Source organism: Streptomyces sp. NPDC006487 (assembly GCF_042870555.1).
GTDB lineage: Bacteria > Actinomycetota > Actinomycetes > Streptomycetales > Streptomycetaceae > Streptomyces.
The window spans coordinates 241,364-265,027 of the sequence record NZ_JBIAHN010000012.1 but is presented as its reverse complement, the minus strand read 5'-3'; the positions used below and the strand labels follow the sequence as shown (position 1 = coordinate 265,027).

Annotated in this window: 20 protein-coding genes; 13 read left to right on the top strand and 7 right to left on the bottom strand. The window is 73.6% G+C overall.

All coding sequences use genetic code 11. The features are described from left to right. The first annotated feature begins 215 nt into the window (after positions 1–215). From ACFYM0_RS22785 to ACFYM0_RS22770, 4 genes are all read left to right on the top strand, one after another. Positions 216–2,429 (top strand): right-handed parallel beta-helix repeat-containing protein, encoded by a 2,214-nt coding sequence (locus ACFYM0_RS22785; protein ID WP_388504105.1) that lies wholly within the window; start codon positions 216–218, stop codon positions 2,427–2,429. Beyond that, positions 2,426–3,349 carry a cupredoxin domain-containing protein gene (locus tag ACFYM0_RS22780; RefSeq protein ID WP_388504103.1) on the top strand — a complete coding sequence of 308 codons (924 nt, stop codon included), beginning with the start codon at positions 2,426–2,428 and terminating at the stop codon, positions 3,347–3,349. Before ACFYM0_RS22785 ends, ACFYM0_RS22780 begins: the two co-directional genes overlap by 4 nt. A gap of 154 nt (positions 3,350–3,503) precedes the next feature. Further along, positions 3,504–4,955 carry a hypothetical protein gene (locus ACFYM0_RS22775; protein WP_388504101.1) on the top strand — a complete coding sequence of 484 codons (1,452 nt, stop codon included), beginning with the start codon at positions 3,504–3,506 and terminating at the stop codon, positions 4,953–4,955. Positions 4,956–5,004: 49 nt separating this feature from the next. Continuing rightward, positions 5,005–5,625, top strand: a complete 621-nt coding sequence (locus ACFYM0_RS22770) for a TetR family transcriptional regulator (protein WP_388504266.1) — start codon at positions 5,005–5,007, stop codon at positions 5,623–5,625. 46 nt (positions 5,626–5,671) lie between these two features. On the opposite strand, the gene ACFYM0_RS22765 is transcribed toward ACFYM0_RS22770, so the two are convergent. Next, positions 5,672–7,033, bottom strand: coding sequence for an AMP-binding protein (locus ACFYM0_RS22765; protein WP_388504098.1), 1,362 nt, complete (start codon positions 7,031–7,033; stop codon positions 5,672–5,674). A gap of 469 nt (positions 7,034–7,502) precedes the next feature. Here ACFYM0_RS22765 and ACFYM0_RS22760 point away from each other — a divergent pair, with 469 nt between their 5' ends. The 4 genes from ACFYM0_RS22760 to ACFYM0_RS22745 all read left to right on the top strand — a co-directional run bounded on the left by ACFYM0_RS22760 (position 7,503) and on the right by ACFYM0_RS22745 (position 14,117). Continuing rightward, complete coding sequence (locus ACFYM0_RS22760) at positions 7,503–9,854, top strand: molybdopterin oxidoreductase family protein (RefSeq protein ID WP_388504096.1); 2,352 nt, start codon at positions 7,503–7,505, stop codon at positions 9,852–9,854. Between the two features lie 73 nt (positions 9,855–9,927). Then, on the top strand, positions 9,928–11,376 hold the full coding sequence (locus ACFYM0_RS22755) for a CitMHS family transporter (RefSeq protein ID WP_388504094.1): 1,449 nt from the start codon (positions 9,928–9,930) through the stop codon (positions 11,374–11,376). Positions 11,377–11,547: 171 nt separating this feature from the next. Next, a complete protein-coding gene (locus ACFYM0_RS22750; RefSeq protein WP_388504091.1) occupies positions 11,548–12,960 on the top strand; it encodes an aldehyde dehydrogenase family protein in 1,413 nt (470 codons plus the stop codon). Positions 12,961–13,037: 77 nt separating this feature from the next. Continuing rightward, the gene (locus ACFYM0_RS22745; RefSeq protein ID WP_388504089.1) at positions 13,038–14,117 is read left to right on the top strand and encodes an alcohol dehydrogenase catalytic domain-containing protein; all 1,080 of its coding nucleotides are present in this window, start codon (positions 13,038–13,040) and stop codon (positions 14,115–14,117) included. A gap of 166 nt (positions 14,118–14,283) precedes the next feature. Here the strand turns inward: ACFYM0_RS22745 and ACFYM0_RS22740 are convergent, their stop codons facing one another. Beyond that, complete coding sequence (locus tag ACFYM0_RS22740; RefSeq protein WP_388504086.1) at positions 14,284–14,931, bottom strand: TetR/AcrR family transcriptional regulator; 648 nt, start codon at positions 14,929–14,931, stop codon at positions 14,284–14,286. Between the two features lie 81 nt (positions 14,932–15,012). Between ACFYM0_RS22740 and ACFYM0_RS22735 the strand changes: the two genes are divergently transcribed. The 3 genes from ACFYM0_RS22735 (at position 15,013) to ACFYM0_RS22725 (ending at position 17,222) form a co-directional block, all read left to right on the top strand. Further along, positions 15,013–16,164, top strand: coding sequence for an acyl-CoA dehydrogenase family protein (locus ACFYM0_RS22735; protein ID WP_388504083.1), 1,152 nt, complete (start codon positions 15,013–15,015; stop codon positions 16,162–16,164). A 59-nt stretch (positions 16,165–16,223) separates the two neighbouring features. After that, positions 16,224–16,535, top strand: a complete 312-nt coding sequence (locus ACFYM0_RS22730) for a YiaA/YiaB family inner membrane protein (RefSeq protein ID WP_327251952.1) — start codon at positions 16,224–16,226, stop codon at positions 16,533–16,535. A gap of 63 nt (positions 16,536–16,598) precedes the next feature. Continuing rightward, the gene (locus ACFYM0_RS22725) at positions 16,599–17,222 is read left to right on the top strand and encodes a TetR/AcrR family transcriptional regulator (protein WP_388504080.1); all 624 of its coding nucleotides are present in this window, start codon (positions 16,599–16,601) and stop codon (positions 17,220–17,222) included. 60 nt (positions 17,223–17,282) lie between these two features. Here ACFYM0_RS22725 and ACFYM0_RS22720 read toward each other — a convergent pair whose 3' ends face one another. Further along, positions 17,283–17,744 carry a MaoC family dehydratase gene (locus ACFYM0_RS22720; RefSeq protein ID WP_388504078.1) on the bottom strand — a complete coding sequence of 154 codons (462 nt, stop codon included), beginning with the start codon at positions 17,742–17,744 and terminating at the stop codon, positions 17,283–17,285. Positions 17,745–17,858: 114 nt separating this feature from the next. Between ACFYM0_RS22720 and soxR the strand changes: the two genes are divergently transcribed. Next, positions 17,859–18,305 carry a redox-sensitive transcriptional activator SoxR gene (gene soxR, locus ACFYM0_RS22715; protein WP_388504076.1) on the top strand — a complete coding sequence of 149 codons (447 nt, stop codon included), beginning with the start codon at positions 17,859–17,861 and terminating at the stop codon, positions 18,303–18,305. Here the strand turns inward: soxR and ACFYM0_RS22710 are convergent. The 4 genes from ACFYM0_RS22710 to ACFYM0_RS22695 all read right to left on the bottom strand — a co-directional run bounded on the left by ACFYM0_RS22710 (position 18,283) and on the right by ACFYM0_RS22695 (position 22,720). Next, complete coding sequence (locus ACFYM0_RS22710) at positions 18,283–19,143, bottom strand: 3-keto-5-aminohexanoate cleavage protein (RefSeq protein WP_388504263.1); 861 nt, start codon at positions 19,141–19,143, stop codon at positions 18,283–18,285. The genes soxR and ACFYM0_RS22710 overlap by 23 nt on opposite strands. An 83-nt stretch (positions 19,144–19,226) precedes the next feature. Further along, positions 19,227–19,826, bottom strand: a complete 600-nt coding sequence (locus ACFYM0_RS22705; protein ID WP_388504074.1) for a hypothetical protein — start codon at positions 19,824–19,826, stop codon at positions 19,227–19,229. Positions 19,827–19,978: 152 nt separating this feature from the next. Then, positions 19,979–21,391 carry a serine-threonine protein kinase gene (locus ACFYM0_RS22700; RefSeq protein WP_388504072.1) on the bottom strand — a complete coding sequence of 471 codons (1,413 nt, stop codon included), beginning with the start codon at positions 21,389–21,391 and terminating at the stop codon, positions 19,979–19,981. Positions 21,392–21,457: 66 nt separating this feature from the next. Next, positions 21,458–22,720 carry an exo-beta-N-acetylmuramidase NamZ domain-containing protein gene (locus ACFYM0_RS22695; protein ID WP_388504069.1) on the bottom strand — a complete coding sequence of 421 codons (1,263 nt, stop codon included), beginning with the start codon at positions 22,718–22,720 and terminating at the stop codon, positions 21,458–21,460. A 152-nt stretch (positions 22,721–22,872) separates the two neighbouring features. Between ACFYM0_RS22695 and ACFYM0_RS22690 the strand changes: the two genes are divergently transcribed. Beyond that, on the top strand, positions 22,873–23,637 hold the full coding sequence (locus tag ACFYM0_RS22690; protein WP_388504066.1) for an SDR family oxidoreductase: 765 nt from the start codon (positions 22,873–22,875) through the stop codon (positions 23,635–23,637). Positions 23,638–23,664 lie beyond the last annotated feature (27 nt).

Here is a 23,664-nt window from a genome sequence, read left to right as displayed (position 1 = left end):
CGCGGTGGGGTGGCGCGGCGTACCGGGCGGGGTTCGCGGCGGGCGCGGGGCGGGCTTCGCGGCGGGCGCGGGATGGGTCAAGGGCGCGGTCCAAGGGGGTCCAGGAGGTCCAGCGGAGGGGAGCAGGGGGGCGCCGGGTTACGACTTGGCCTGTCAGCGGTCTATTGCTGCGCGAAGGGATCCCAAAAGGTGAACATTCCTCTACTCTCACGCGCATGTCGTGGACCCGCAGGTTTCCTGCTGTGCCGGCGGCGCTCCTCGCCGCCCTCCTAGCGCTTCTGTCACTCCTCGTCGCCGCGCCCGCCGCGAGCGCGCACGAGGAGCGCCCCGTCGAGCTCCCCGACGGCACCGGCTCCGTACCCGCCTACCGCGCGGGCGAGCCCGACCTGATCGTCTGCAAGACCGACCGGCCCGCCTTCGAGCGCCGGATATCCGCCTTCCCCGACGCCCTCAAGCAGCGCAACCTCGTCCTCTACGAACGCTGCGAGAAGAACGGCTTCCGCGACCTCCAAGCGGCGGTCGACGCCGTGGACCGCCCGGGCATGAACATCGCAATGCTCCCCGGCCTGTACGAGGAGGAGCCCTCGCTCCCCGCGCCGACCGGGGAGTGCGCCTCGCTCAAGGCGCCCAACTCCTCGCTCGGCTACCAGATCCTGACCTACGAGCAGCAGGTGGCCTGCCGCCACAACCAGAACCTGGTCGCCATCCTCGGCAAGACCGACCTGCAGATCGAAGGCACCGGAGCCTCCCGCCAGGACGTGGTCATCGACGCCAAGTACCAGAAGCTGAACGGGATCCGCGCGGACAAGTCCAACGGCATCTACTTCCGCAACTTCACCGCGCAGCGCACCACCTTCAACTCGCTGTACGTCCTCGCGGGCGACGGCTTCGTCATCGACGACGTGCTGACCCGCTGGAACGACGAGTACGGCTTCCTGACCTTCGCCAGCGACCACGGGCTCTACAAGAACTGCGAGTCCTACGGCAACGGCGACTCCGGCATCTACCCCGGCAGCGCCTCGAACATCAACGACGGCCGCGGCTACGACGTCCCCCGCTACTCCATCGAGATCACCGGCTGCCGCAGCCACCACAACATGGTCGGCTACTCCGGCACCGCGGGCGACTCGGTGTACGTGCACGACAACGAGTTCGACCAGAACATGGGCGGCGCTTCGATGGACAGCGCCTTCCCCGGCCACCCCGGCCTCCCGCAGAACCACGCCCGCTTCGAACGCAACCTGATCCACGACAACAACGCCGACTACTACCACCACGTCGCGGACGGAACCTGCGCCAAACCGCCCGCCGAGCGGGGCTACGAGCAGGGGGTCGTCTGCCCCCAGATCTCCATGCCCCCCGGCACCGGCATCATCACCGCCGGAGGCAACTGGAACCTCTACGAGAACAACTGGGTGTACGGGCACCGGCGCGCGGGCTTCTTCCTCTCGGCCGTGCCCGCCTTCATCCGCGGCGAGGAGGAGCTGTCCAAGCAGGCCGACACCTCCCACCACAACCGCTACGCCGGCAACATCCTGGGCAAGGACAAGTCGGGCGCCTCCCGCCCCAACGGCATGGACGTGTGGTGGGACGGCCAGGGCCGGGGCAACTGCTGGCAGCAGGGCCCGGACGGCTCCACCCCGGGCACGCTCCCGCAGTGCGGCGAGCGCCGCGGCGCGGTCTCCGGTGCCTCGGCCCGGCTGGCCGGCGAACCGGTGAAGCTGGCCCAGCTCCTCGTCTGCGCCGACTACAGCGTCCAGGCGCGCAAACTCCCGGCCGGCTGCGACTGGTACGGCTCCCGCGGCCTCCAGCGCGTGGAGACCCAGCTCGCCCTCGCCGTCGCGGCCGTCCTCCTCCTGGTCGGCGGCCTCCTGTGGCGGCGCCGCCTGCGGCCCTCCCGCCCGGCCGCGGTGGCCGCCCTGCTCGGCCTCGTGGGCCTGGTCCTGGACGTGGCCGGCTCCACGATGGGTCTGGTCGGCACCTTCGTCCCGGCGCTGGCCCTGCTCTGCCTCGGCCTGTGGTGGACCGGCACCGGCCTCGCCCTGCGCGCCACCCGGCCCTGGCTGGCCCGCCTGACCCTGCTGCTGGGCGCGCTCACCCTCCTCGACGCCTTCGACAAGGCCGTCCTGATGATCCCCTGGATCCCGCTCAGCCCCGCCTGGATACGGTCGCTCGTCGCGGTGCTCTGGGTCCTCTGGGCCGTCATCGCCGCCGCCCGCCCGGGCGCCACCCCGGCCCGCCCGGCAGGCCCGGGCGACGACCCGGCCGGCGACCGGGTCCCCGTCCCCGCAGGCCCGGCCCCGACCCGCAGCGCCGAAGCCGAAGCCGAGGGTCCTGTGGCCGGTCCCGGTCGCGGTCCTGGTCCTGGTCGCGGTCCCGGTCCCGGTCCCGGCCCGGAGCGGGGCGCCGCCGGGGGAGAGCAGCCGTGACGGGGCACCCGGGCGGCGACCGCCCCGAACGGCGTATGTGGTGCGACGTCTGCGGCACGCCCCCGCGCAGGTCCCGCTGGTCCAGCAGGACGGGCCGTGCGACGGCGCTGCTCGCCCTGGCCCTGCTCCTGGCAGGCGGCGCGGCGACGGGCTGCGGGGGGCGGGCCACCACCCACCACAAGCCCGGCACCACCCACGAGCAGGCCTCCGGGAAGGTCGGCACCCTGCTCACCGCCGACGACGGCGCGGGCCACCGGCTCCGCGAGGTCCCCGCCGAGGGCGCGCCGGAGGTCCGGCTCGCCGCCCGGCCGGACTCCGAGGACGGCTGGAACCTCCAGCTGACGGTGGTGAACTTCACCTTCACCCCCGACAGCACCGGGGGCGCCGCCCTCCCGGGTGCCGGGCACGCGCACCTGGAGCTGGACGGCCGCAAACTGGCCCGCCTGTACGGCCCTTGGTTCCACCTGCCCGCCGCGCAGGTACCCGCGGGCGGCACGCACACCCTGACCGTCCGCCTCTACGCGGACGACCACACGGCCTGGGCGGTGGCGGGCAAGCCGGTCGAAGCAACCCTCGAACTCGCCGAGGGGTCAGCGCAGTCCACCCACGCCCACTCGCCGGCCGCACCGTCGCCCACGCCCCCGGAGGCGGCGCAGGCCGACCGCACGGTGACCATCACCGTGCGGGACGGCAAGGTCAGCCCGGCCCCGGGCCGGGTGGAGGTGACGCGCGGCGAACGCGTCGCCCTGCGGGTCACCAGCGACCGCGCGGACACCCTGCACGTCCACGGCATCGACAAGGAACTCGCCCTTCCGGCAGGCCAGGAGGCCACCCTGATCCTGACGGCCGACCGCACGGGCCTCTTCGAGGTCGAGACCCACGAGTCCAACCTCGTCCTGACCCAACTCGTAGTCCGATGACCCCACCACCCCGCCCCACAGAACCGCCCCGGGCGCCGACTACGACGCCGACGCCGACGCCGACCCCGGCCCCCGCCCCGGCGGTCCGGTGGTGACCGGGTGCGGGCCGGAGGCGGTCCCGTGCGGGGGCCCCGGTCGCGGGTCCGGCCAGGGCGTGGTCCTTCACCCGGCCGATCCGTTCACCGTGCTCGCGCACGGCATCGGCTCGCAGCACGATCTGCCGATCTCTCCCTTCTACGCCTTCGCCGGTGCCTTCACGGCACTCTTCGTCTCCTTCCTCGCACTCGGCCTCCTCTGGTCCACCTCCCGCTTCCGCGGCGACCGTTCCGGTCTGGCCCTGCCCGTGGGGCTCCAGCGGGTGGCCGACGCGCCGGCCACCCGCACCGCCCTGCGCGGGCTCGGCCTCGCGGCCGCGCTCGCCGTCCTCCTGTACCTCCTCCTCGGCCCCGACGACCCCGCCCGCAACCCCGCTCCCGGCGCCGTCTACGTCCTGCTCTGGGTCGGCCTCGTGCCCGCCTCCCTCCTCTTCGGCCCCGTCTGGCGCCTTCTCAACCCGCTCCGTGCCCTGCACCGCCTGCTCGCCCGGCTGGCGGGAAAGCTCCGTACGGCCCGGCCCTCGGCCGCAGTCGCCGCCGCGGCCCCCGCCGCCGTGCGCTCCTCCCGGAGCCCACGAGTCCCGGCACCGCACCTCGCAGCGGTGCCGGACCTTCCCAGCCCGGACCTTCCCAGCCCGGAGCCCCCGCGCCCGGAGCGGACGCACCGCCCGCTCCCCGCCCGGCTCGGGCAGTGGCCGGCCGCCGCCGGGCTCCTCGCCTTCACCTGGCTCGAACTCGTCTCTCCCGATCCCGCCTCCACCACCACCCTCCTGATCGCACTGACCGGCTACGCCGCCGTCCAGCTCCTGCTCGCCGCCCGCTACGGCGAGCGCTGGTTCGCCGACGGAGACGCCTTCGAGGTGTACTCCGCCCTCCTGGCCCGGCTCTCCCCCCTCGGCCGCCGCAGCGACGGCCGCCTCGTTCTCCGCAACCCCTTCCACGGACTCGACGCGACACCCCAGCGGCCCGGACTCGTCGCCACCGTCTGCGTCCTGCTCGGATCCACCGCCTACGACGGCTTCTCCGACAACCCCTCATGGATCAACGCGATCCAGACCTCCCCCCTCGGCCGCACGACCGCGGCCACCCTCGGACTCATCGGAGCCGTCGCCCTCGTCGCCGCCCTCTACTGCCTCTGTGCTGCCCTCACCCGTCTCGTCTGCGGCCCGCACCCCGGCCCGCTGACCGCCTTCGCGCACTCACTCGTACCGATCGCTCTCGGCTATCTCGTCGCCCACTACTTCTCCCTCCTGGTAACCGAAGGACCACGCACAGTCATCATGGCAGTGGGCACTGACAACGCCCCGGAGCCCTTGTCGCCCTTGGGCCCCGGCGGCCTCGCCGCCCTCCAGGTGATCGCCGTCGTCACCGGCCACGTCCTCGGCGTGATCGCCGCGCACGACCGCTCCGTACGCCTCTTCCCGCCCGCGAAAGCCGTCGCCGGGCAACTGCCGCTGCTCGCGCTGATGATCACGTACACGGTGGGCGGCCTCAGCCTGCTGCTGAACTGAGGAGGCCGAACCCGTACCGCCGCCCACCCGTGAACCCGGGAGCGGCATGATGGACCCCGTGCCCCCAGCCCACCCCCTGCGCCGGACACCGATCCAGCAGCGCAGCGCCGACCGCCTCGCCCGGATCCTCGACGCCTGCGCGGAGCTCCTTGACGAGACCGGGTACGAGAACCTCAGCACCCGGGCCGTGGCGCTGCGGGCCGGCGTGCCGATCGGTTCGGTCTACCGGTTCTTCGGCAACAAGCGGGCCATGGCCATCGCCCTGGCCCACCGCAACCTCGACCGTTACGCCGACGGCATCGAGCAGCGGCTCGCGGACCTCCCGGACACCGACTGGCGTCCCGTCGTCGACGCGGTGCTGGACGAGTACCTGGTCATGAAGCGCAGCGTGCCCGGCTTCGCCCTCGTCGACTTCGGGGTGCCCGCGCCACCGTCCGAGGGGCCCGCCTCCGACCCCAACCACCTGGTCGCCGTCCGCCTCACCGAGCTGCTCGGCGCCCACCTCGCCCTCACCCCGGACGCCACCCTGGAGCGGGCCGTCCTGGTAGCGGTCGAGGCCACCGACGCCCTGATCCAGCTCGCCTTCCGCAATGACCCGGCCGGAGACCCCGACATCGTCGCCGAAACCCGCGCGATGATGCAGGCCTACCTCGCACGCGTCCTGGACTGACCCGCGGGGGCGACGGCCTCCCGCACCCGGGGAGGCCGCCGTCTCGTCACGCGAGGCGTTCGAGGCGGCCCGTCACCACCAGGTTGCCGTCCGGCGTGCGCCGCGCGAGGGCGCCGGTGCGCAGGTAGCCGTCGGGGGTGAAGGACCGCGCGTTGAGGCCGGGCGAGCGGTAGTAACCGCGCGCCGTGTAGGGGCCCCGGGCCAGGAGTTCGCCCTGCTCCCCGTCGGGAACCTCCTTGCCGTCGGCGCCGACGACGCGGATCTGATCGTCGGGGGAGAGCGGACGGCCCTGCGTCGTGAACACCGTCTCGTCCGGATCGTCGGTCCGGGTGAGGCTGAGCAGCCCCTCGTCCGTACCGAAGACCTGCTGGAGACGGCAGCCCCATGCGGAGCCCAGCCGTTCGGCGGTCGCGCGGTCCAGGGTCGGGGTGCCGCCGCCGATCTGTACGAGACGCAGGCTGCTCACGTCGGCCCCGACCTCGGGACGCGCGTCGCTCCAGAGGCGGGCGGCGGCCGGCGTCAACGAGGCGACGGTGACCTGCTCGCGTTCGATGGCCGCCAGGTACGCGGCGGGTTCCGGGTCCTCGACCAGGACGACGGTGCCGCCGACGGTGAGGGTGCCGATGACGCCGGGGCCGCCGAAGGCGAGGTTGAGGTCGGCGGGCAGCGCGGCGAGGTACACGTCGTCCTGGGTGAGCGACACCAGCTCGGCGGCGGCCCGCGCCTGGTAGGCGTAGTCGTTGTGGGTGCGCGGAACCAGCCTGGGCGGCTCGTCGGCGCCGCCGGAGAGCAGGAAGAGCGCCACCTGTCCCGCGTTCGGTGTGAGCGCCGGCTCGGGCGGGGAGTCGAGGGAGGTCAGCGGGAAGTAGTGGCAGCCCGACGTGTCCGTCGTGAAACCGCCGTACGGGGACGAGGTGCCCGGCGGCTCGAAGGTGAACACCCGGCGCAGGAAGGGGCCTCGGGCCGCGATGCGGGCGGCCATGGCCGTGTGGTCGAAGCCGCGGTAGGCCGGGGGGCCGATGTAGCCGGTGGCCTCGGAGACCTGGACGACGTGGGACACCTCGGGCTCGCGGTGCGAGACGGGGCAGAGCACGGGGACCGCTCCGGCGCGCATCAGCGCGAACGTGGCGACGACGAGCTCGGGGACGTCGGGAAGCTGGACGACGACCCGCTGTCCGGGCCGCAGGCCGCGCAGCCGGAACCCGGCGGCCATCCGGCTCACGCGGCGGTTCAGGGCCGCGTACGTGATGTGGGTGTCGCCGTGGGCGAGCGCGGTCCGCGGTCCGTACTGCACGGCCCAGCCGCGCAGCAGGTTGTCGAGCGTGGTGCCCCGCCAGTGGCCGGACGCCCAGTAGTAGTCGACGAATTCCTCGGGCCAGGGCGTACAGCCGTCGAGCATGGATGTCATTCGGTTCCTCTTGTACCAGCTTCGAACCGGAAGCCGTGCGGGTCGTCTTTCGCCGTGAGCGGGGGAAGCCCGCCGCCCTGACCTCGCAGTCAAATCCGTCAAGAGCCACCGCGGCAATGTGCTGTCCGGACCAAGGGCGCCGGATCGCATCAGCAGAAGGACCAACGGGCGTCGCCTGACCAGGGGGAACGGTCGGGATTCGGGGTGGTGGCGGCGATGGTGGAGGCGTGGAGGCGTGGAGGCGTGGAGGCGTGGCGGTGCGGCGGCTTGGCGGCGCGGGCGGTCGCGGCGCGTGCACCGAACTTCGGGGACGGCGGCTGCCCGCCCGGGATCTCCGCCCCGGCCCGCCCCCGGATTCCCGGTGGTGCCGGACCCTCCCCACCGTGCCTACCGGTCGGTATGCTCGGTGCCGCCCGCACGGGTCCGGCGCCCGTGCCCCGTGTCGCAGCCTGCTGCCCCTGGAGGGCCCATGCCCCGCACCGCCCTGCGCATCTGCCCCCTCTGCGAGGCCACTTGCGGCCTCACGCTCACCATCGAAGGCACCACCGTCACCGGGGCCCGGGGAGACCGCGACGACGTGTTCAGCCGCGGCTTCATCTGCCCCAAGGGCGCCGCCTTCGGTGGTCTCGACGCCGACCCCGACCGGCTGCGGACCCCCCTCGTGCGACGCGACGGCCGACTCCACGAGGCCACGTGGGAGGAGGCCTACCAGGCCATCGCCGATGCGGTCCCCGCCCTCGTGGGCGCGTACGGGCCCCAGTCCGTCGGTGTCGTCCTCGGCAACCCGAACGTCCACACCATGGCCGGCCAGCTCTACCCTCCCCTGCTCCTCAAGGCCCTCGGCACCCGCAACCTCTTCACGGCCAGCACCCTCGACCAGATGCCCAAACACGTCTCCAGCGGGCTGCTCTTCGGGGATCCCTTCGCCATCCCCGTCCCTGACCTCGACCGCACGGACTTCCTCCTGCTTCTGGGGGCGAACCCGGTCGAGTCCAACGGCTCCCTGTGCACCGCGCCCGACTTCCCCGGCCGGCTCAAGGCCCTGCGCGCACGGGGCGGCACCCTCGTCGTCGTCGACCCGCGCCGCACCCGCACCGCCAAGCTCGCCGACCGCCACCTCGCCCCGCGCCCCGGCAGCGACGCGCTGTTGCTCGCCGCCCTGGCCCACACGCTGCTCGCCGAGGAACTGACCGATCCGGGCCCGCTCGCGGAACACATGCAGGGAATCGGGGAACTCGCCGAAGCGCTCGGTGGTTTCACTCCTGAGGCCGTCGCCCCCGCCTGCGACCTCACGGCCGAAGAGATCCGTGCCCTCGCCCGCGATCTCGCGGCCGCGCCGACCGCCGCCGTCTACGGGCGGATCGGCAGCTGCACCGTCGAGTACGGCACGCTCGCCAGCTGGCTGGTCGACGTGCTGAACATCCTCACCGGCAACCTCGACCGGCCGGGTGGAGCCCTGTTCCCGTTGTCCGCGACCGACCGCGCACCCCGGCCGGCCGGACCCGGCAAGGGCTTCAGTCTCGGGCGCTGGCACAGCCGGGTCAGCGGCCACCCCGAGGCCAAGGCCGAACTGCCCATGGCCGCGCTGGCGGAGGAGATCGAGACCCCGGGGGAGGGGCGGATCCGGGCCCTGATCTCCATCGCCGCGAACCCCGTGCTGTCCGCCCCCGACGGCCGGCGCCTCGACGCGGCCCTGGCCGGGCTCGACTTCATGGTCAGCATCGATCCCTACCTCAACGAGACCTCCCGCCACGCCCACGTCGTCCTGCCTCCCGCGCCGTCCTCGCAGAGCGCCCACTTCGACTTCTCCTTCAACACCTTCGCCATCCGCAACCAGGTCCGCTATTCACCGCCCGCCGTCCCGCTCGAAGACGGGCGGATGGACGAGTGCGAGATCCACGCCCGTCTCGTACTCGCCGTCTCGGGCATGCACGGAACAGACCCGGCCGCCGTGGACGACCTGGCCATCGGGGCCACCCTCGCCAGGGAGTGCGCCGACCCGGACTCCCCCCTGCGCGGAGAGGATCCGGTGCGTCTCGCCGGGCTGCTCGCGGGCGGCAGCGGCCCCGAGCGCCGCCTCGACCTGATGCTCCGGCTCGGCCCCTACGGAGACCGGTTCGGCGCGGCCCCGTCCCTGCCCGGAAGCACCGCTACGGGCAGCCGCGCGGGCACACCCGACGGCGCGGCGGGCCCGGGCTCCGCCCCTGCCGCCCCCGCGCCCGACCCTGCCGCGCTCTCCCATGCCGCGCCCGCCCCCGGCGGCCTCGGGCTGGAGCGGCTGCGCGCGCACCCGCACGGAATCGACCTGGGCCCGCTGCGGTCCCGGCTCCCGGGCCTGCTGAGGACGCGCAGCGGCAGGGTCGAGCTCCTGCCGGACCCGATCGCGGCCGAACTCCCCAGGCTGCGCCGGGCGCTCGCCGACCGCCCCGCCGCCCTGGTGCTCGTGGGCCGCCGCCACCTGCGGTCCAACAACAGCTGGTTGCACAACGTTCCGGCCCTCGCCGGAGGTTCCAACCGCTGCACCCTTCAGGTCCACCCGGACGACGCGGCCCGGCTCGGCCTCACCGACGGGCATCCGGCCCGGATCACCGCCGACGGCGGCAGCCTGGAGGTTCCCGTCGAGGTCACCGACACCCTCCGCGCCGGAGTAGTCAGCCTTCCCCACGGCTGGGGCCACGACCGCCCCGGCACCCGCCTCTCCGTGGCCTCGGCCGTGCCCGGAGCCAACGTCAACCAGCTCCTCGACGGCAGCCGACTCGACCCGCTCTCCGGTACGGCCGTGCTCAACGGCTTCCCCGTCACGCTGGCACCCATCCCCTGAGCTGGGGTTTTGCTCGTATTGCTCACGCGTAGACGTCTTGTTGGCCCCAGGAGGAGGCGCCTAGGTTCCCCCCATGCTGACCTTCCTCGGCTTCGCCATGATCGCGACCTTCCTGGTCCTGATCATGCTGAAGAAAATGTCGCCCATCGCGGCGCTCGTCCTCATCCCCGCGCTCTTCTGCGTGTTCGCCGGACAGGGCGCGCAGCTCGGCGACTACGTCATCGACGGAGTCGGCAAGCTCGCGCCGACCGCCGCCATGCTGATGTTCGCCATCGTCTACTTCGGCGTGATGATCGACGTCGGCCTCTTCGATCCGATCGTGCGCGGCATCCTGCGCTTCTGCAGGGCCGACCCGATGCGCGTCGTGGTCGGCACCGCCGTCCTCGCCGCCATCGTCTCGCTCGACGGCGACGGCTCGACCACCTTCATGATCACCGTTTCGGCGATGTACCCGCTCTACAAGCGGCTCGGCATGAGCCTGGTGGTGATGACGGGGGTGGCGGCCACCGCCAACGGCGTCATGAACACCCTGCCCTGGGGCGGCCCCACGGCCCGTGCCGCCACCGCGCTCAAGCTCGACGCCGCCGACATCTTCGTACCGATGATCCCCGCGCTCGCCGTGGGCCTGCTCTTCGTCTTCGCCCTGGCCTACGTCCTCGGCCTCAAGGAACGCCGCCGCCTCGGCCTGCTGACCCTCCCCGGCGACACCGAGCGGTCGGCGGAGCCGGCCGAGGAACTCCTCGTCGCGGCCGGCAAGGGCCCGGCCGCCGCCGGGGGCGGGAGCCCCCGTACGTCCTCCGCAGGCTCCGCCCCGTCCGCCCCGTCCGCCCCGTCCGCCGCGTCCGGGGCCTCCGAGGGTGCCGCCCCCGCCGAAGACGGCTTCCAGGGCCTCGACCCGCACCGTTCGACGCTGCGTCCCCGCCTCTACTGGTTCAACGCGGGCCTCACCGTCGCCCTGCTCACCGCCATGATCATGGAGCTGCTCCCGATCCCGGTGCTCTTCCTCCTCGGGGCCGCCCTCGCCCTCACCGTCAACTTCCCCCACATGCCGGACCAGAAGGCCCGGATCGCCGCCCACGCCGAGAACGTCCTGAACGTCGCCGGAATGGTCTTCGCCGCCGCCGTCTTCACCGGAGTCCTCACCGGCACCGGCATGGTCAAGCACATGGCCGACTGGCTCGTCGGCGCCATCCCGGAGGGCATGGGCCCGCACATGGCCCTGGTCACCGGACTGCTCAGCCTGCCCCTCACCTACTTCATGTCCAACGACGGCTTCTACTTCGGCGTCCTGCCGGTCCTCGCCGAGGCCGGCGCCGCCCACGGGGTCTCCCCGCTCGAAATCGCCCGCGCCTCCCTGGTCGGGCAGGCGCTGCACATGTCGAGCCCGCTCGTTCCGGCCGTCTACGTCCTCGTGGGCATGGCCAAGGTCGAGTTCGGCGACCACACCCGTTTCACCGTGAAATGGGCGGCCCTGACCTCCCTGGTGGTCCTGGCGGCAGGGATGCTTTTCGGCATCATCTGACCCCGGCCGCCCCTGGCGACACAAAACTACCGGCGCTAGTTTGTAGGGTGTTGGCGACGTAGGATCCGAGTCGGGTCGGGTCGACTCGGCCCGATCGCACGTCACGCGTCACACGGTTCAGGTCCACAGGTCCACAGGTCCACGCGTTCGCGCGTGCTCGGGAGGATTGCCATGAAGGCCCACGACGGGATGTACATCGGCGGCGAGTGGCGGGCTGCCCTCGGGCAAGACCGCATCGAGGTCCTCAACCCGGCCGACGAGCAGCTCATCGCCTCGGTCCCGGCCGGTACGGCCGAGGACGTGGACGCGGCCGTACGCGCGGCACGCGCGGCCTTCCCGGCCTGGGCGGCCACGGCTCCGGCCGAGCGGGCCGCCCTCATCGGCGCCCTGCGCGACGTGCTGGTCGCCCGCAAGGGGGAGATAGCGCAGGTCATCACCGCCGAGCTGGGCTCGCCGCTCGGGTTCTCGGAAATGGTCCACGTCGGGGCGCCGATCGCGGTGGCCTCCTCCTTCGCCGAGCTCGGGGCCTCGTACGCCTTCGAGGAGCGGATCGGGAACTCGACCGTGCTGCTGGAGCCGGTCGGCGTCGTCGGGGCGATCACCCCCTGGAACTACCCGCTGCACCAGATCGTTGCCAAGGTGGCACCCGCTCTCGCCGCAGGCTGCACCATCGTCCTCAAGCCCGCAGAGGACACCCCGCTGACCGCACAGCTCTTTGCCGAAGCCGTGCACGAGGCGGGTATCCCGGCCGGGGTCTTCAACCTGGTGACCGGCACCGGACTGGTCGCCGGCCAGGCCGTGGCCGCGCACGAGGGAGTCGACCTCGTCTCCTTCACCGGTTCCACCGCCGTCGGCAAGCAGATCGGCGCCACCGCCGGCGCCGCCGTCAAGCGGGTCGCCCTGGAACTGGGCGGCAAATCGGCCAATGTCATCCTGCCCGGAGCCGACCTCGCCAAGGCCGTCGCGGCGGGCGTGGGCCACGTCATGAACAACGCCGGCCAGAGCTGCAACGCGCTCACCCGCATGCTCGTCCACCGCGACGAGTACGAGGAGGCGGTGTCCCTCGCGGCCGCCGCCGCGGCCAAGTACGCCTCCGGCGACCCCCTCGACCCGAGCACCCGGCTCGGCCCGGTCGTGAGCGCCAAGCAGCGCGACCGCGTCCGCGGCTTCATCACCAAGGGTGTGGAGGAGGGCGCGCGCCTCGTCGCGGGCGGGCCCGAGGCGCCGCACGAGCAGGGGTACTTCATCGCCCCGACCGTGTTCGCCGACGTCACGCCCGAGATGACCATCGCCCAGGAGGAGATCTTCGGCCCGGTGCTGTCGATCCTGCCCTACGAGGACCAGGACGAGGCCCTGGCCATCGCGAACGGCACCGACTACGGGCTGGGCGGGGCCGTCTGGGCGGCGGACGCGGAAACGGCCGTGGCCTTCGCCCGCCGGATGGACACCGGCCAGGTGGACATCAACGGTGGCCGCTTCAACCCGCTCGCACCCTTCGGCGGGTACAAGAAGTCGGGCGTGGGCCGCGAGCTGGGCCCGCACGGCCTGGCCGAGTACCTCCAGACCAAGTCCCTGCAGTTCTAGTTCCGTAGCCCGTAGCCCGTAGCCCGTAGCCCGTAGCTCTAGCCCAACACGACCCCGCACACACGGAGACGACGATCATGGTTCGCGCCGCCATCCTGCCCGCCGTCGGAGCCCCCCTGGAGATACGGGAGATCGTGCTGCCCGATCCCGGCCCCGGCCAGGTCCGGGTGCGGCTCACCGCAGCCGGGGTCTGCCACTCCGACCTCTCCCTCACCAACGGCACCATGCAGGTCCCCGTGCCCGCCGTCCTCGGACACGAGGGCGCGGGCACGGTCCTCGCCGTCGGCGAAGGGGTCACCCATGTTGCGCCCGGCGACGGGGTGGTGCTCAACTGGGCCCCGTCCTGCGGGCAGTGCCACTACTGCTCGATCGGCGAGGTCTGGCTCTGCGCCAACGCGCTCGCCGGGACCGGGGCGGTGTACGCCCGCGACGCCCGGGGTGTCGATCTGCACCCCGGGCTGAACGTGGCCGCCTTCGCGGAGGAGACGGTCGTCGCGGCCAACTGCGTGCTGCCCGCTCCCGCCGGGATCCCGCTCACCGAGGCGGCACTGCTCGGCTGCGCGGTCCTCACCGGCTACGGAGCCGTCCACCACAGCGCCCAGGTCCGCCCCGGCGAATCGGTGGCCGTCTTCGGGGTCGGCGGTGTGGGTCTGGTCGCCCTCCAGGCGGCCCGTATCGCGACGGACGGCCCGATCGTGGCCGTGGACGTCTCCCCGGACAAGGAGGAACTGGCCAGGGCGGCCGGGGCCACGGAGTTCCTGCTCGCCTCGGAGACCACCGCCAAGGACATCCGCGCCCTCACCGGCGGCCACGGCGTGGACGTGGCCGTCGAGTGCGTCGGCCGGGCGCAGAGCATCCGCGGCGCCTGGGGATCCACCCGGCGCGGCGGCCGTACGACGGTCGTCGGCATCGGTGGCAAGGAGCAGCAGGTCACCTTCCACGCCCTGGAGATCTTCCACTTCGCCCGCACCCTCACCGGCTGCGTCTACGGCAACAGCGACCCCGCCCGCGACCTCCCGGTGATCGCCGACCACGTCCGCGCGGGCCGGCTCGACCTCGGGTCCCTGGTCACCGACCGGATCACCCTCGACGGCATCCCGGCGGCCTTCGACGCGATGCTGGCGGGCAAGGGCGGCCGCTCCCTGGTGGTCTTCTAGCAGCCGGCCAACAGGCCAACAGGCCAACAGGCCAGCCAGCCAGTCAGCCAGCCAGTCAGCCGGCCGGCCCGGGAGACCCGCCCCTGCGGGTCTCCCGTCAGGCCGTGCCAGGCCGGTCAGGCCCGGTCGGCCCGAGGCTCGCCGGGGCAGCCGGCCTCAGGCGGTCTCAGGCCGTCTCCCGCAGCGCCGCGTACTGGAGGGCCAAGCCGTCCAGGAGCGCGGCCAGGCCCGTCTCGAAGGCGCCCTCGTCCACCTCGCGCTGGCGCTCCGCCAGCAGGTGGGCCTGGCCCAGGTGCGGGTAGTCCGACGGGTCGTATGCCGTCTCGTCGTCCACGAAACCCCGGGCGAAGGAACCCACGGCCGAGCCGAGGATGAAGTACCGCATCAGCGCCCCGATCCGGGTCGCGTGCGCCGGCGGCCAGCCGGCCGCGGTCATCGCCCCGTAGACGGCGTCGGCCACCCGCAGGCCGGCCGGCCTGCGGCCCGGTCCGCGCGCCAGCACCGGCACGATGTTCGGATGGTCGGACAGTGCGGCCCGGTAGGAGTGCGCCCAGTCGCGCAGAGCGACCTGCCACTCCCGGCCGTCCCCCGCCTCGAACATCGACAGGTCGACCCGCGCGCTCACCGCGTCCGCGACCGCGTCCAGGATCTCGTCCTTCGTGCGGAAGTGGTTGTACAGCGAAGGACCGCTGACCCCCAGCGCCGCCGCCAGCCGCCGCGTCGAGACGGCCTCCAGTCCCTCGCCGTCCACCAGGGACCCCGCGGCCTCGACGATGCGGGATCTGCTGAGGAGGGGCTTGCGCGGTCTGGCCATGCGCCACATAGTAAGGCCTGCCGCATTTAAACTAGCGGTGCTAATTAACCCGTCCGAACCCGTCCCGCCCGGAGGTGCCCGGTGAATCTGGAGCTCAGCGAGGAGCAGTCCGCCGTCCGTGATCTCGCCCGCGCGTTCACCGAGCGCGAGATCGTCCCGTACGCCGCCGCGTGGGACCGCGCCGAGAGCGTGGACCGGGCCGTCGTGAAGAAGCTCGGCTCCGTCGGCTTCCTCGGCCTGACCGTCCCCGAGGAGTACGGCGGCTCCGGCGGGGACCACCTCTCCTACGTCCTGGTCACCGAGGAACTCGGCCGCGGGGACTCCGCCGTGCGCGGCATCGTCTCCGTCTCCCTGGGCCTGGTAGCCAAGACCGTCGCCGCCTGGGGGAGCGAGGAGCAGAAGCGCGCCTGGCTGCCCCGCCTGTGCTCCGGCGAAGCCCTCGGCTGCTTCGGGCTCACCGAGCCCGGCACCGGCTCCGACGCCGCGGCCCTGACCACCCGCGCCCGGCGGGAGGGCGACGCGTACGTGATCAGCGGCAGCAAGATGTTCATCACCAACGGCACCTGGGCCGATGTGGTCCTGCTCTTCGCCCGCACGAACGAGGACCCGGGCCACCGAGGCATCTCCGCGTTCCTCGTGCCCACCGAAGCCCCGGGCCTGACCCGCCGCGAGATCCACGGCAAGCTGGGCCTGCGCGGCCAGGCCACCGCCGAACTCTCCCTCGACGGCGTGCGCGTGCCCGCCTCCGCGATGCTCGGCCCCGAGGGGAAGGGCTTCTCCGTCGCCATGTCGGCCCTCGCGAAGGGGCGGATGTCCGTCGCCGCGGGCTGTGTCGGCATCGCCCAGGCCGCCTTGGACGCGGCCGTCTCCTACGCCGCCCAGCGCGAGCAGTTCGGCAAGCCGATCGCCCACCACCAGCTCGTCCAGGAGCTGATAGCCGACATCTCCGTCGACGTGGACGCGGCCCGGCTGCTGACCTGGCGGGTCGCGGACCTGATCGACCGCGGACTGCCCTTCGCCACCGAGTCCTCCACCGCCAAGCTCTTCGCCTCCGAGGCGGCGGTCCGCGCCGCGAGCAACGCCCTCCAGGTGCACGGCGGTTACGGCTACATCGACGAGTACCCGGCCGGCAAGCTGCTGCGCGACGCCCGCGTGATGACCCTGTACGAGGGCACCAGCCAGATCCAGAAACTCCTCATCGGCCGTGCCCGTACGGGGGTTTCGGCTTTCTGAGTACGTACGTGAGTACGCGCGCGGATGTGCCGTCGCGCGGCACGTCCGAAGCTGGACCCATGAACGAGACACCGGTCAAGCAGCAGAACACGGGGGCCTACTACGGCCAGGCCGTCGCCTCCTTCGGCATCGCCATCGGCGCGGTGGCCCTGGGGATCTACAACCTGGAGGCGAACGGCTGGGTCCGCGCCTTCCTCGGCATCGCGGTCCTCTACCTCACCACCTCGGCCTTCACCCTCGCCAAGGTGATCCGCGACCGCCAGGAGGTCACCCAGATCGTGACCCGGGTCGACCAGGCCCGAATGGAGAAGATCATGACGGGCTACGACCCCTTCGCCACCCCGAAGCAGCCCACCGCCCAGGATCGCTAAGCGCTTGCTCACCACCCTCCGGTAGGCTGTTCATTCCTACAGGCCGAAGAGGGTGAGCGAGCGATGGACAGCGCGGAGGAGATCGGCGGCTACCGGCCGTGGTCGGAGGTCACTCCCGACGCCGCGCGGCGGCTGCTCGTCGCCGCCGTGGAGGCCTTCGCGGAGCGCGGCTACCACGCCACGACCACGCGGGACATCGCGGGGCGGGCCGGCATGAGCCCGGCCGCGCTCTACATCCACTACAAGACCAAGGAAGAGCTGCTCCACCGGATCAGCCGCATCGGCCACGACAAGGCCCTGCACATCCTGGACACCGCGGCCTGCGGACCGGGCAGCGCCGCCGAGCGGCTCGACGCGGCCGTACGGTCCTTCGTGGGATGGCACGCGGCGCATCACACCACCGCGCGCGTGGTCCAGTACGAGCTCGATGCCCTCGCTCCGGAGCACCGCTCCGAAATCGTTGCGCTGCGCCGGCAGAGCGACGCGGCCATCCGCCGCATCCTCGCCGACGGCGTCGAGGCCGGGGAGTTCTTCGTCCCGGACGTCCCCGGCACCACCCTCGCCGTGCTGTCGCTCTGCATCGACGTGGCCCGCTGGTTCAGCGCGGACGGCCGCCGCACGCCCGAAGAGGTCGGTGCGCTCTACGCCGGCTTGGTGCTCCGCATGGTGGGCGCGGGTCGCGAGTAACGGGCCGCAAGGAGCGGCTCGGCGGCGGCGGCTCGGCGGTAGCGGATCAGAGGCGGCGGCTCAGAAGTAGTAGCGGGACACCGACTCCGCCACGCACACCGGCTTCTCGCCGCCCTCGCGCTCGACGGTCACCGTGGCCGACACCTGGACGCCGCCGCCCGCCTCCACGACCTCGGTGATCAGCGCGGTCGCGCGCAGCCGCGACCCGACCGGCACCGGCGCCGGGAAACGCACCTTGTTCACCCCGTAGTTGATGCCCATCTTCATGCCCTCGACCCGCATGATCTGCGGCACCAGGCTCGGCAGCAGCGACAGCGTGAGGTATCCGTGCGCGATCGTGGAGCCGAAGGGGCCGGACGCCGCCCGCTCGGGGTCCACGTGGATCCACTGGTGGTCCCCGGTGGCGTCGGCGAAGAGGTCGATCCGCTTCTGGTCCACCTCCAGCCAGTCGCTCGGGCCGAGCGGTGCGCCGACCCCGGCGGTGAGCTCCTCGGCGGACGTGAAGATCCTCGGCTCGGACATACCCGTACCTCTCCCTGGCGAATAAGCGCTTGCTCAGCATGCTGGGGCCGTCGTGGATCTGTCAACGACGTACCCGGCCCCGGATCCCCGGCCCGGCCGATTACCCTCGGCGGTGTGCCGCAGATCCCCGAGAAGGTCCATGAGCTCACCGTCGGCCAGCTGTCCGCCCGCAGCGGCGCGGCCGTCTCCGCATTGCACTTCTACGAGACCAAGGGGCTGATCAGCAGCCGCCGCACCTCCGGCAACCAGCGCCGCTACACCCGTGACACGCTGCGCCGCGTGGCGTTCGTACGGGCCGCCCAGCGCGTCGGCATTCCCCTCGCCAGCATCCGCGACGCCCTCGCCCAACTCCCCGAAGGCCGTACCCCCAACCGTGAGGACTGGGCCAGGCTCTCCGGGAGCTGGCAGGCCGAGCTGGATCAGCGCATCGCCCAACTCGGCCGCCTGCGCGACCATTTGACCGACTGCATCGGCTGTGGATGCCTCTCCCTGGAGAACTGCGCGCTTTCCAACCCGGACGATGTCTTCGGTGAACGCATCACCGGCTCCCGGCTGTTGTGACCTCGCGCGCGCGGGCCGCCGCCGCGACCAGCTCGGCGTTCGACCGGGCCGCCCGTCCGTCCGGCAGGTGCAGCACGTCTCCTGCGCCGATCCGCGCCCCGGCGCCGTACCGCGCGGCCAGCCGCAGCGCCGGCCAGGCCGCCGCCTCCCGCCCGAACAGCAGCACCGGCACCGGCGGCAGCCGGCGCAGCAGCTCGGCGACCGGCCCCGGGTCGGCGGAGGCCAGCTCCGCGACCAGCCGGACCCGCGCGGGATCCCGTACCGGCCATGCCAGGAACCGCTCGAGCGAGCCGGTCACCCCGCCCACCGTGTCGGCCCGGCCCGCCGCGATCCCGGTGCCCGCCCCGCCCACCGCGACCTCCGCGTCCACCGCCGGCCCGAGCTCCAAGAGCGCCTCCGCCAGCTCCCGCGCACCCGGCTCCGCGAACCGCACCACCGCCCGGTCGGGCAGTACCGTCCAGCTCCGCACCCGCGCCAGCCGCCCCGCGTGATCCGGCTCGGCCCCCGGGCTCAGGGCCACGGAGACCGCCACCCCGCCGCCGGGCCCGCGGCCGCCCCGGATCCTGCCCGGGCCGCCGAAGCCCGCGCCCCGGAGGTCCCCGCTGCCGAGGCCCTCGCCCCGGAGGCCCCCGCCGCCGAGGCCCGCGTCGCGCAGGGCCTCCAGCAGCGGGCCGACCACCCGGGGCGAGAGGCTCTCGCGCCCGCACGGGGTGCGCGGATGGACCAGCAGCTCCCGGGCACCGGCGGCCACCGCCGCCAGTGCGGCGTCCACCAGGTCCCCGGGGCTCATCGGGACGGCCGGGCCGTCGGCGGCGCTCCGGGATCCGTTCAACGACACCACCAGGGTCGGCCCCGCTCCAGCTCCCGGCCCAGCTCCCGGCCCCGCTCCAGCCCCCGCCCCCGCTCCAGCCCCCGCCCCGCTCACGCCGCCCCCGCCAGATCGGCCCCCTGCAGGGCCGTGTCCGCGAGCGCCGGTCTGGGCACCACGATGCCGCAGCCCGCGCACACCGGCCCGTCCCACGCCCACCCGACGGCCGAGCCCCGGGCCGCCGCCGACAGCACCGGCCAGTGCAACTCCCGCGCCCCGCAGACCGGACACCCCGTTCCCGGCTCCGACTCCAGCGCCTCCACCAGCCGTCTGAGCACCTCGCCCAGCGCCCCCTGCGGCCGCACACCCGGATCGGCGCACCGCACCACCGCGTCCCCGCTGCCGCTCCACGCCCACTCGGGCCGCCGCAGCCCGTCGTGCTTCTCGCGCCTGCGGCGCGCCGCGAACTGCCGCTCGTACTCCAGCCAGACGGCCCGCGCCTCCTCCAGTTCCTCCAGCGCGGCCACCAGCCGCGAGGGGTCCGCCGCCCGGTCCTCGGGGCCGATCCCGTGCCGGTCGCACAGGTGCCACCAGGTCGCGCGGTGCCCGTACGGGGCGAACCGCTCCAGGCAGCGGCGCAGCGAATGGCGCCGCAGGGCCCTGTCGTTGCGTGCGTCGCGCACCTGATGGGCCAGACTCCGGAATCCCGCCATCACACCTTCACCTCCGCCGAGCGCCCAGCACCGGGCGCCGCGCCCGCCGCGCTGTGTTCCCCACAGGACCGGCGCCGTGTGCCCAACATGCCCGGCCCGGTGCGGGCGCATGCGGGGGCGGTCGAGGCGTGCGGGTGGCACATGGCCGGAACTCAGCGCCCCATGCGCCCCGCGGCCACCACCAGCCGGGCCAGCTCCTCGTGGCAGATGTCGCTGTGCGCCCCCGACGGGGCTCCGCCGCGCCGGACCACGGAGCCCGCGTCCACGCTCACGCAGCCCGCGGCGGGAAGGCCACCCCGCAGCGCCGCGTCCAGTGTCAGCCGCGGGGTTCCCGGCACCCCGCGCACCCCGTCGTGCCCGATCGCGCCCCACCGCTCGTCGAAACCGAGCAGACCGGCCGAATCGCCGGCCATCCGGGAGGCCAGCGGATAGAACACCTTGAGGGAGGAGTCGTGCGGGGAATGGCAGGCCGTCAGCGGCCCGTCGACCCTGTTCTGCAGCCCGCGCAGGGCGCCCCCGCGCCCCCGGTCGTGCGGCAGGCTGTCGGCGAACGCGTAGTGCGAGAAGGCTCCTTGGAGGACGGTCAGGGACTTCACGTTCCGCGCCCCGGACGGCAGCCCGCGCAGCGCGAAGGACACCACTCGGCCGCCGAAGCTGTGGCCGATGAGGTGGACCCGCAGGGCGGGTCGCCGGCCGGCCAGCTCCGCCAGCAGCGGCCCGAGGCCGTGCTCGCCGACCACCCCGGCCCGCGCCTTCATCTGGTAGTACGTGGCCTGGCGCAGCACCTCCTTGGCGCCGTTCCACAACGTCCGCATCCCCCCGCCGGCCGAGAAGCCGGGGGAGTCCCCGGCGCCCGGAGACTCCCCGGGGAGCGTGGCGCCCGCCTCGGCCAGGGCGTCGGTGAACTCCCGGCACACCCGCAGGACGTCCCCGCCGAGGAAGTCCGGCACCTCGCGCGGGGCGAAGGCGGCCGCCAGATCGTCGCCCGTGCCCACCCCGTCGACCCCGGCCAGTTCCCGTACGAGCGCGCCGAACTCGGTGAAGTCGCCCTCTCGCGTGGGCCGTTCCTCCAGCAGCTCGGCGATCCGGTCCAGCTCCGCCGCCCGGCCCGGCCAGAACGCGCCGAGGGCCCGCCGGGTGACCGGGTCCAGGGCCGTTCCGTGGCCCGGCTCCCCGGCACCGCCCACACCTCCCGCTCCCGCCCCCGCTCCGCCCACGGCGCCGGGGGCGTCGAAGTCGGGTATCGGCTCGTCCGAGAACCGAATCGAGGGCCACACCACCCCCACGTACCCCAGCCGTACCCCGGTCCCCACCAGATCCGCGAAGGGGGCGTAGAACCGGTCGAAGAGCCGGATCGCGGTGGACCGGTCGGAGTTCCATCCGTGGGCGAAGACCAGCAGGTCCGTGGCCTCGATCCCGAAGACCGCCTCCCGCGCGCCCGGGCCCGCGTCGCCCTGTGCGTCGAAAGTCAGTTCCACGTACGGCCGGGCCCCGATCCCCGCCGCCGTCCCCGTCGCCCGCGCGGGCACCGCCCCGCCGATGTGCACCATGACGTCCCCCTCCACGCCGTGTCCCTGTCCGCAGCATCCTGCGGAACGGGCCGCCCGGCCAGCCCCTGCGCACCCACCGGTTCACGGATACAGCAGGTACTCCTCCCGTACCGCCGCGAACCCCGCCAGCCCCGCCGCCCAGTCGCCCGCGATCTCCTCGACGCCCGCCCCCGCGTCGACCATCCGCCGGACCCGGTCCGAGCCCGTCAGCCGGTCGATCCACTGGTCGGAGCGCCACGCGAAGCCGCTCCACACCCGCCGCGCGGTGACCAGCAGCCCGATCCCGGCCCGTACCGGATCGAAGGCCTCACGGTCGTGGACGAGCAGCCGGACCCCGCCGCAGGTCTTGCCGGCGTACTTGGAGAAGGAAGGCGTGAAATAGGCCTCCCGGAACCACACCCCGGGCAGCTCCAGCGTGTTCGCGGCCTCCGCCCACCGCCGGTCCACGCCTTCCGCGCCGACCAGCTCGAAGGGGGTGGTGGTGCCGCGCCCCTCCGATAGGTTCGTCCCCTCGAACAGGCAGGTCCCGGCGTACGCCAGGGCCGTGCCCGGCGTCGGCATGTTAGGGCTCGGCGGTACCCAGGGCAGCCCGGTCTCCTCGAAGAAGGACTCCCGACGCCACCCGGCCATCCGCACCACCTCCAGCCGCGGGGCGGCGCCCGCTCCCCGCAGGAACTCGCCCGCGAAGAGCCCGGCCAGCTCGCCCGCCGTCATCCCGTGCGCCAGCGCGACCGGCTCGCGGCCCACGAAGCTCGCGTACGGGCGCTGCAGGACGGGCCCGGCCGCCCGCCGGCCGCCGACCGGGTTCGGGCGGTCCAGCACCACCACCGCCTTGCCGGCGAGCGCGGCCGCGCGCATGCAGTCGTAGAGGGTCCAGATGTAGGTGTAGAAGCGGGCGCCGACGTCCTGGATGTCGAAGACGACGGTGTCGACGCCGGCCGCGGTGAAGACGTCCGCGAGGCGCTGCCCGCTCTTGTCGTACGTGTCGTACACGGGCAGCCCGGTCGCCGGATCCCGCCCGGCCCCCTCCGAACCGCCCGCCTGGGCCGTCCCCCGGAAGCCGTGCTCGGGGCCGAAGACCGCGACCAGGTCCACGCTCGCGTCCGCGTGCAGCACGTCGACCAGGTGGCGGGCGTCCGCGGTGATACCCGTCGGGTTGGTGACCACCCCGACCCGCTGCCCGGCCAGTACGGCGTACCCGTCGGCGGCGAGCCGCTCGAACCCGGTCCGCACCCGGCCGTCGGGCGAGCCCGACGCCCCCGTTCCCGGGGCTCCCGCCCCCAGGGCGCCCGCGGCGCCCGCAGCCCCGGCCAGACCCAGCAACCCGCGTCGCGACAGCGTCATCGCGCCAAAGTAGGGCTCCGCACCCTTCCGCCGGGACATACCGACTGGTTAGTCTGCCCGTGATCCGGCAGGCGGCGCAGGCACGCAAGCACAGGCGAGCAGGCACGCGGGCGCCGGGGCAACCCAGGCACCACCACACGAAGGGCGGACCCGTGAACGCGTTCCAGGACCAGCGAGTCGTCGTCACCGGCGCGGGCGGCGGCATCGGAGCCGCCCTCGCCCACCGCTTCGCCGCCGAGGGGGCCACCGTCGCGGTCAACGACCTCGACCCCGCCAAGGCCGCCTCCGTCGCCGCCGCGATCGGCGCCCGCGCCGTCGCGGTGCCCGGCGACGCCTCGGCCGTGGTCGCGGAGGCCCGCGAGGCGCTCGGCGGCACCGTGGACGTCTACTGCGCCAACGCGGGCCTCGCCTCCGGCGGCGACGCCTTCGCCGACGAGGCCGTCTGGGAGGCGGCCTGGGACACCAACGTCATGGCCCACGTCCGCGCCGCCCGGCTGCTGCTGCCCGACTGGCTGGAGCGCGGGACCGGCCGGTTCGTGTCCACCGTCTCGGCCGCCGGGCTGCTGACCATGATCGGAGCGGCCCCGTACAGTGTCACCAAGCACGGCGCGCTCGCCTTCGCGGAATGGCTCTCGCTGACCTACCGCCACCGCGGGCTCCAGGTCCACGCCATCTGCCCGCAGGGGGTCCGGACCGACATGCTCACCGCCGCCGGATCGGCGGGCGAGCTGGTCCTCGCGCCGACCGCGATCGAGCCGGAAGCGGTCGCGGACGCACTGTTCGACGGCATGGAGAAGGGCCGGTTCTTGATCCTCCCGCACCCCGAGGTCGCGGACTTCTACGCGTCCCGCGCCACCGACCCGGACCGCTGGCTGAGCGGCATGAACCACCTCCAGCGGAAATGGGAGACCCGGTGACCGTGGACCCCGTGCCCCCGAGCCCCG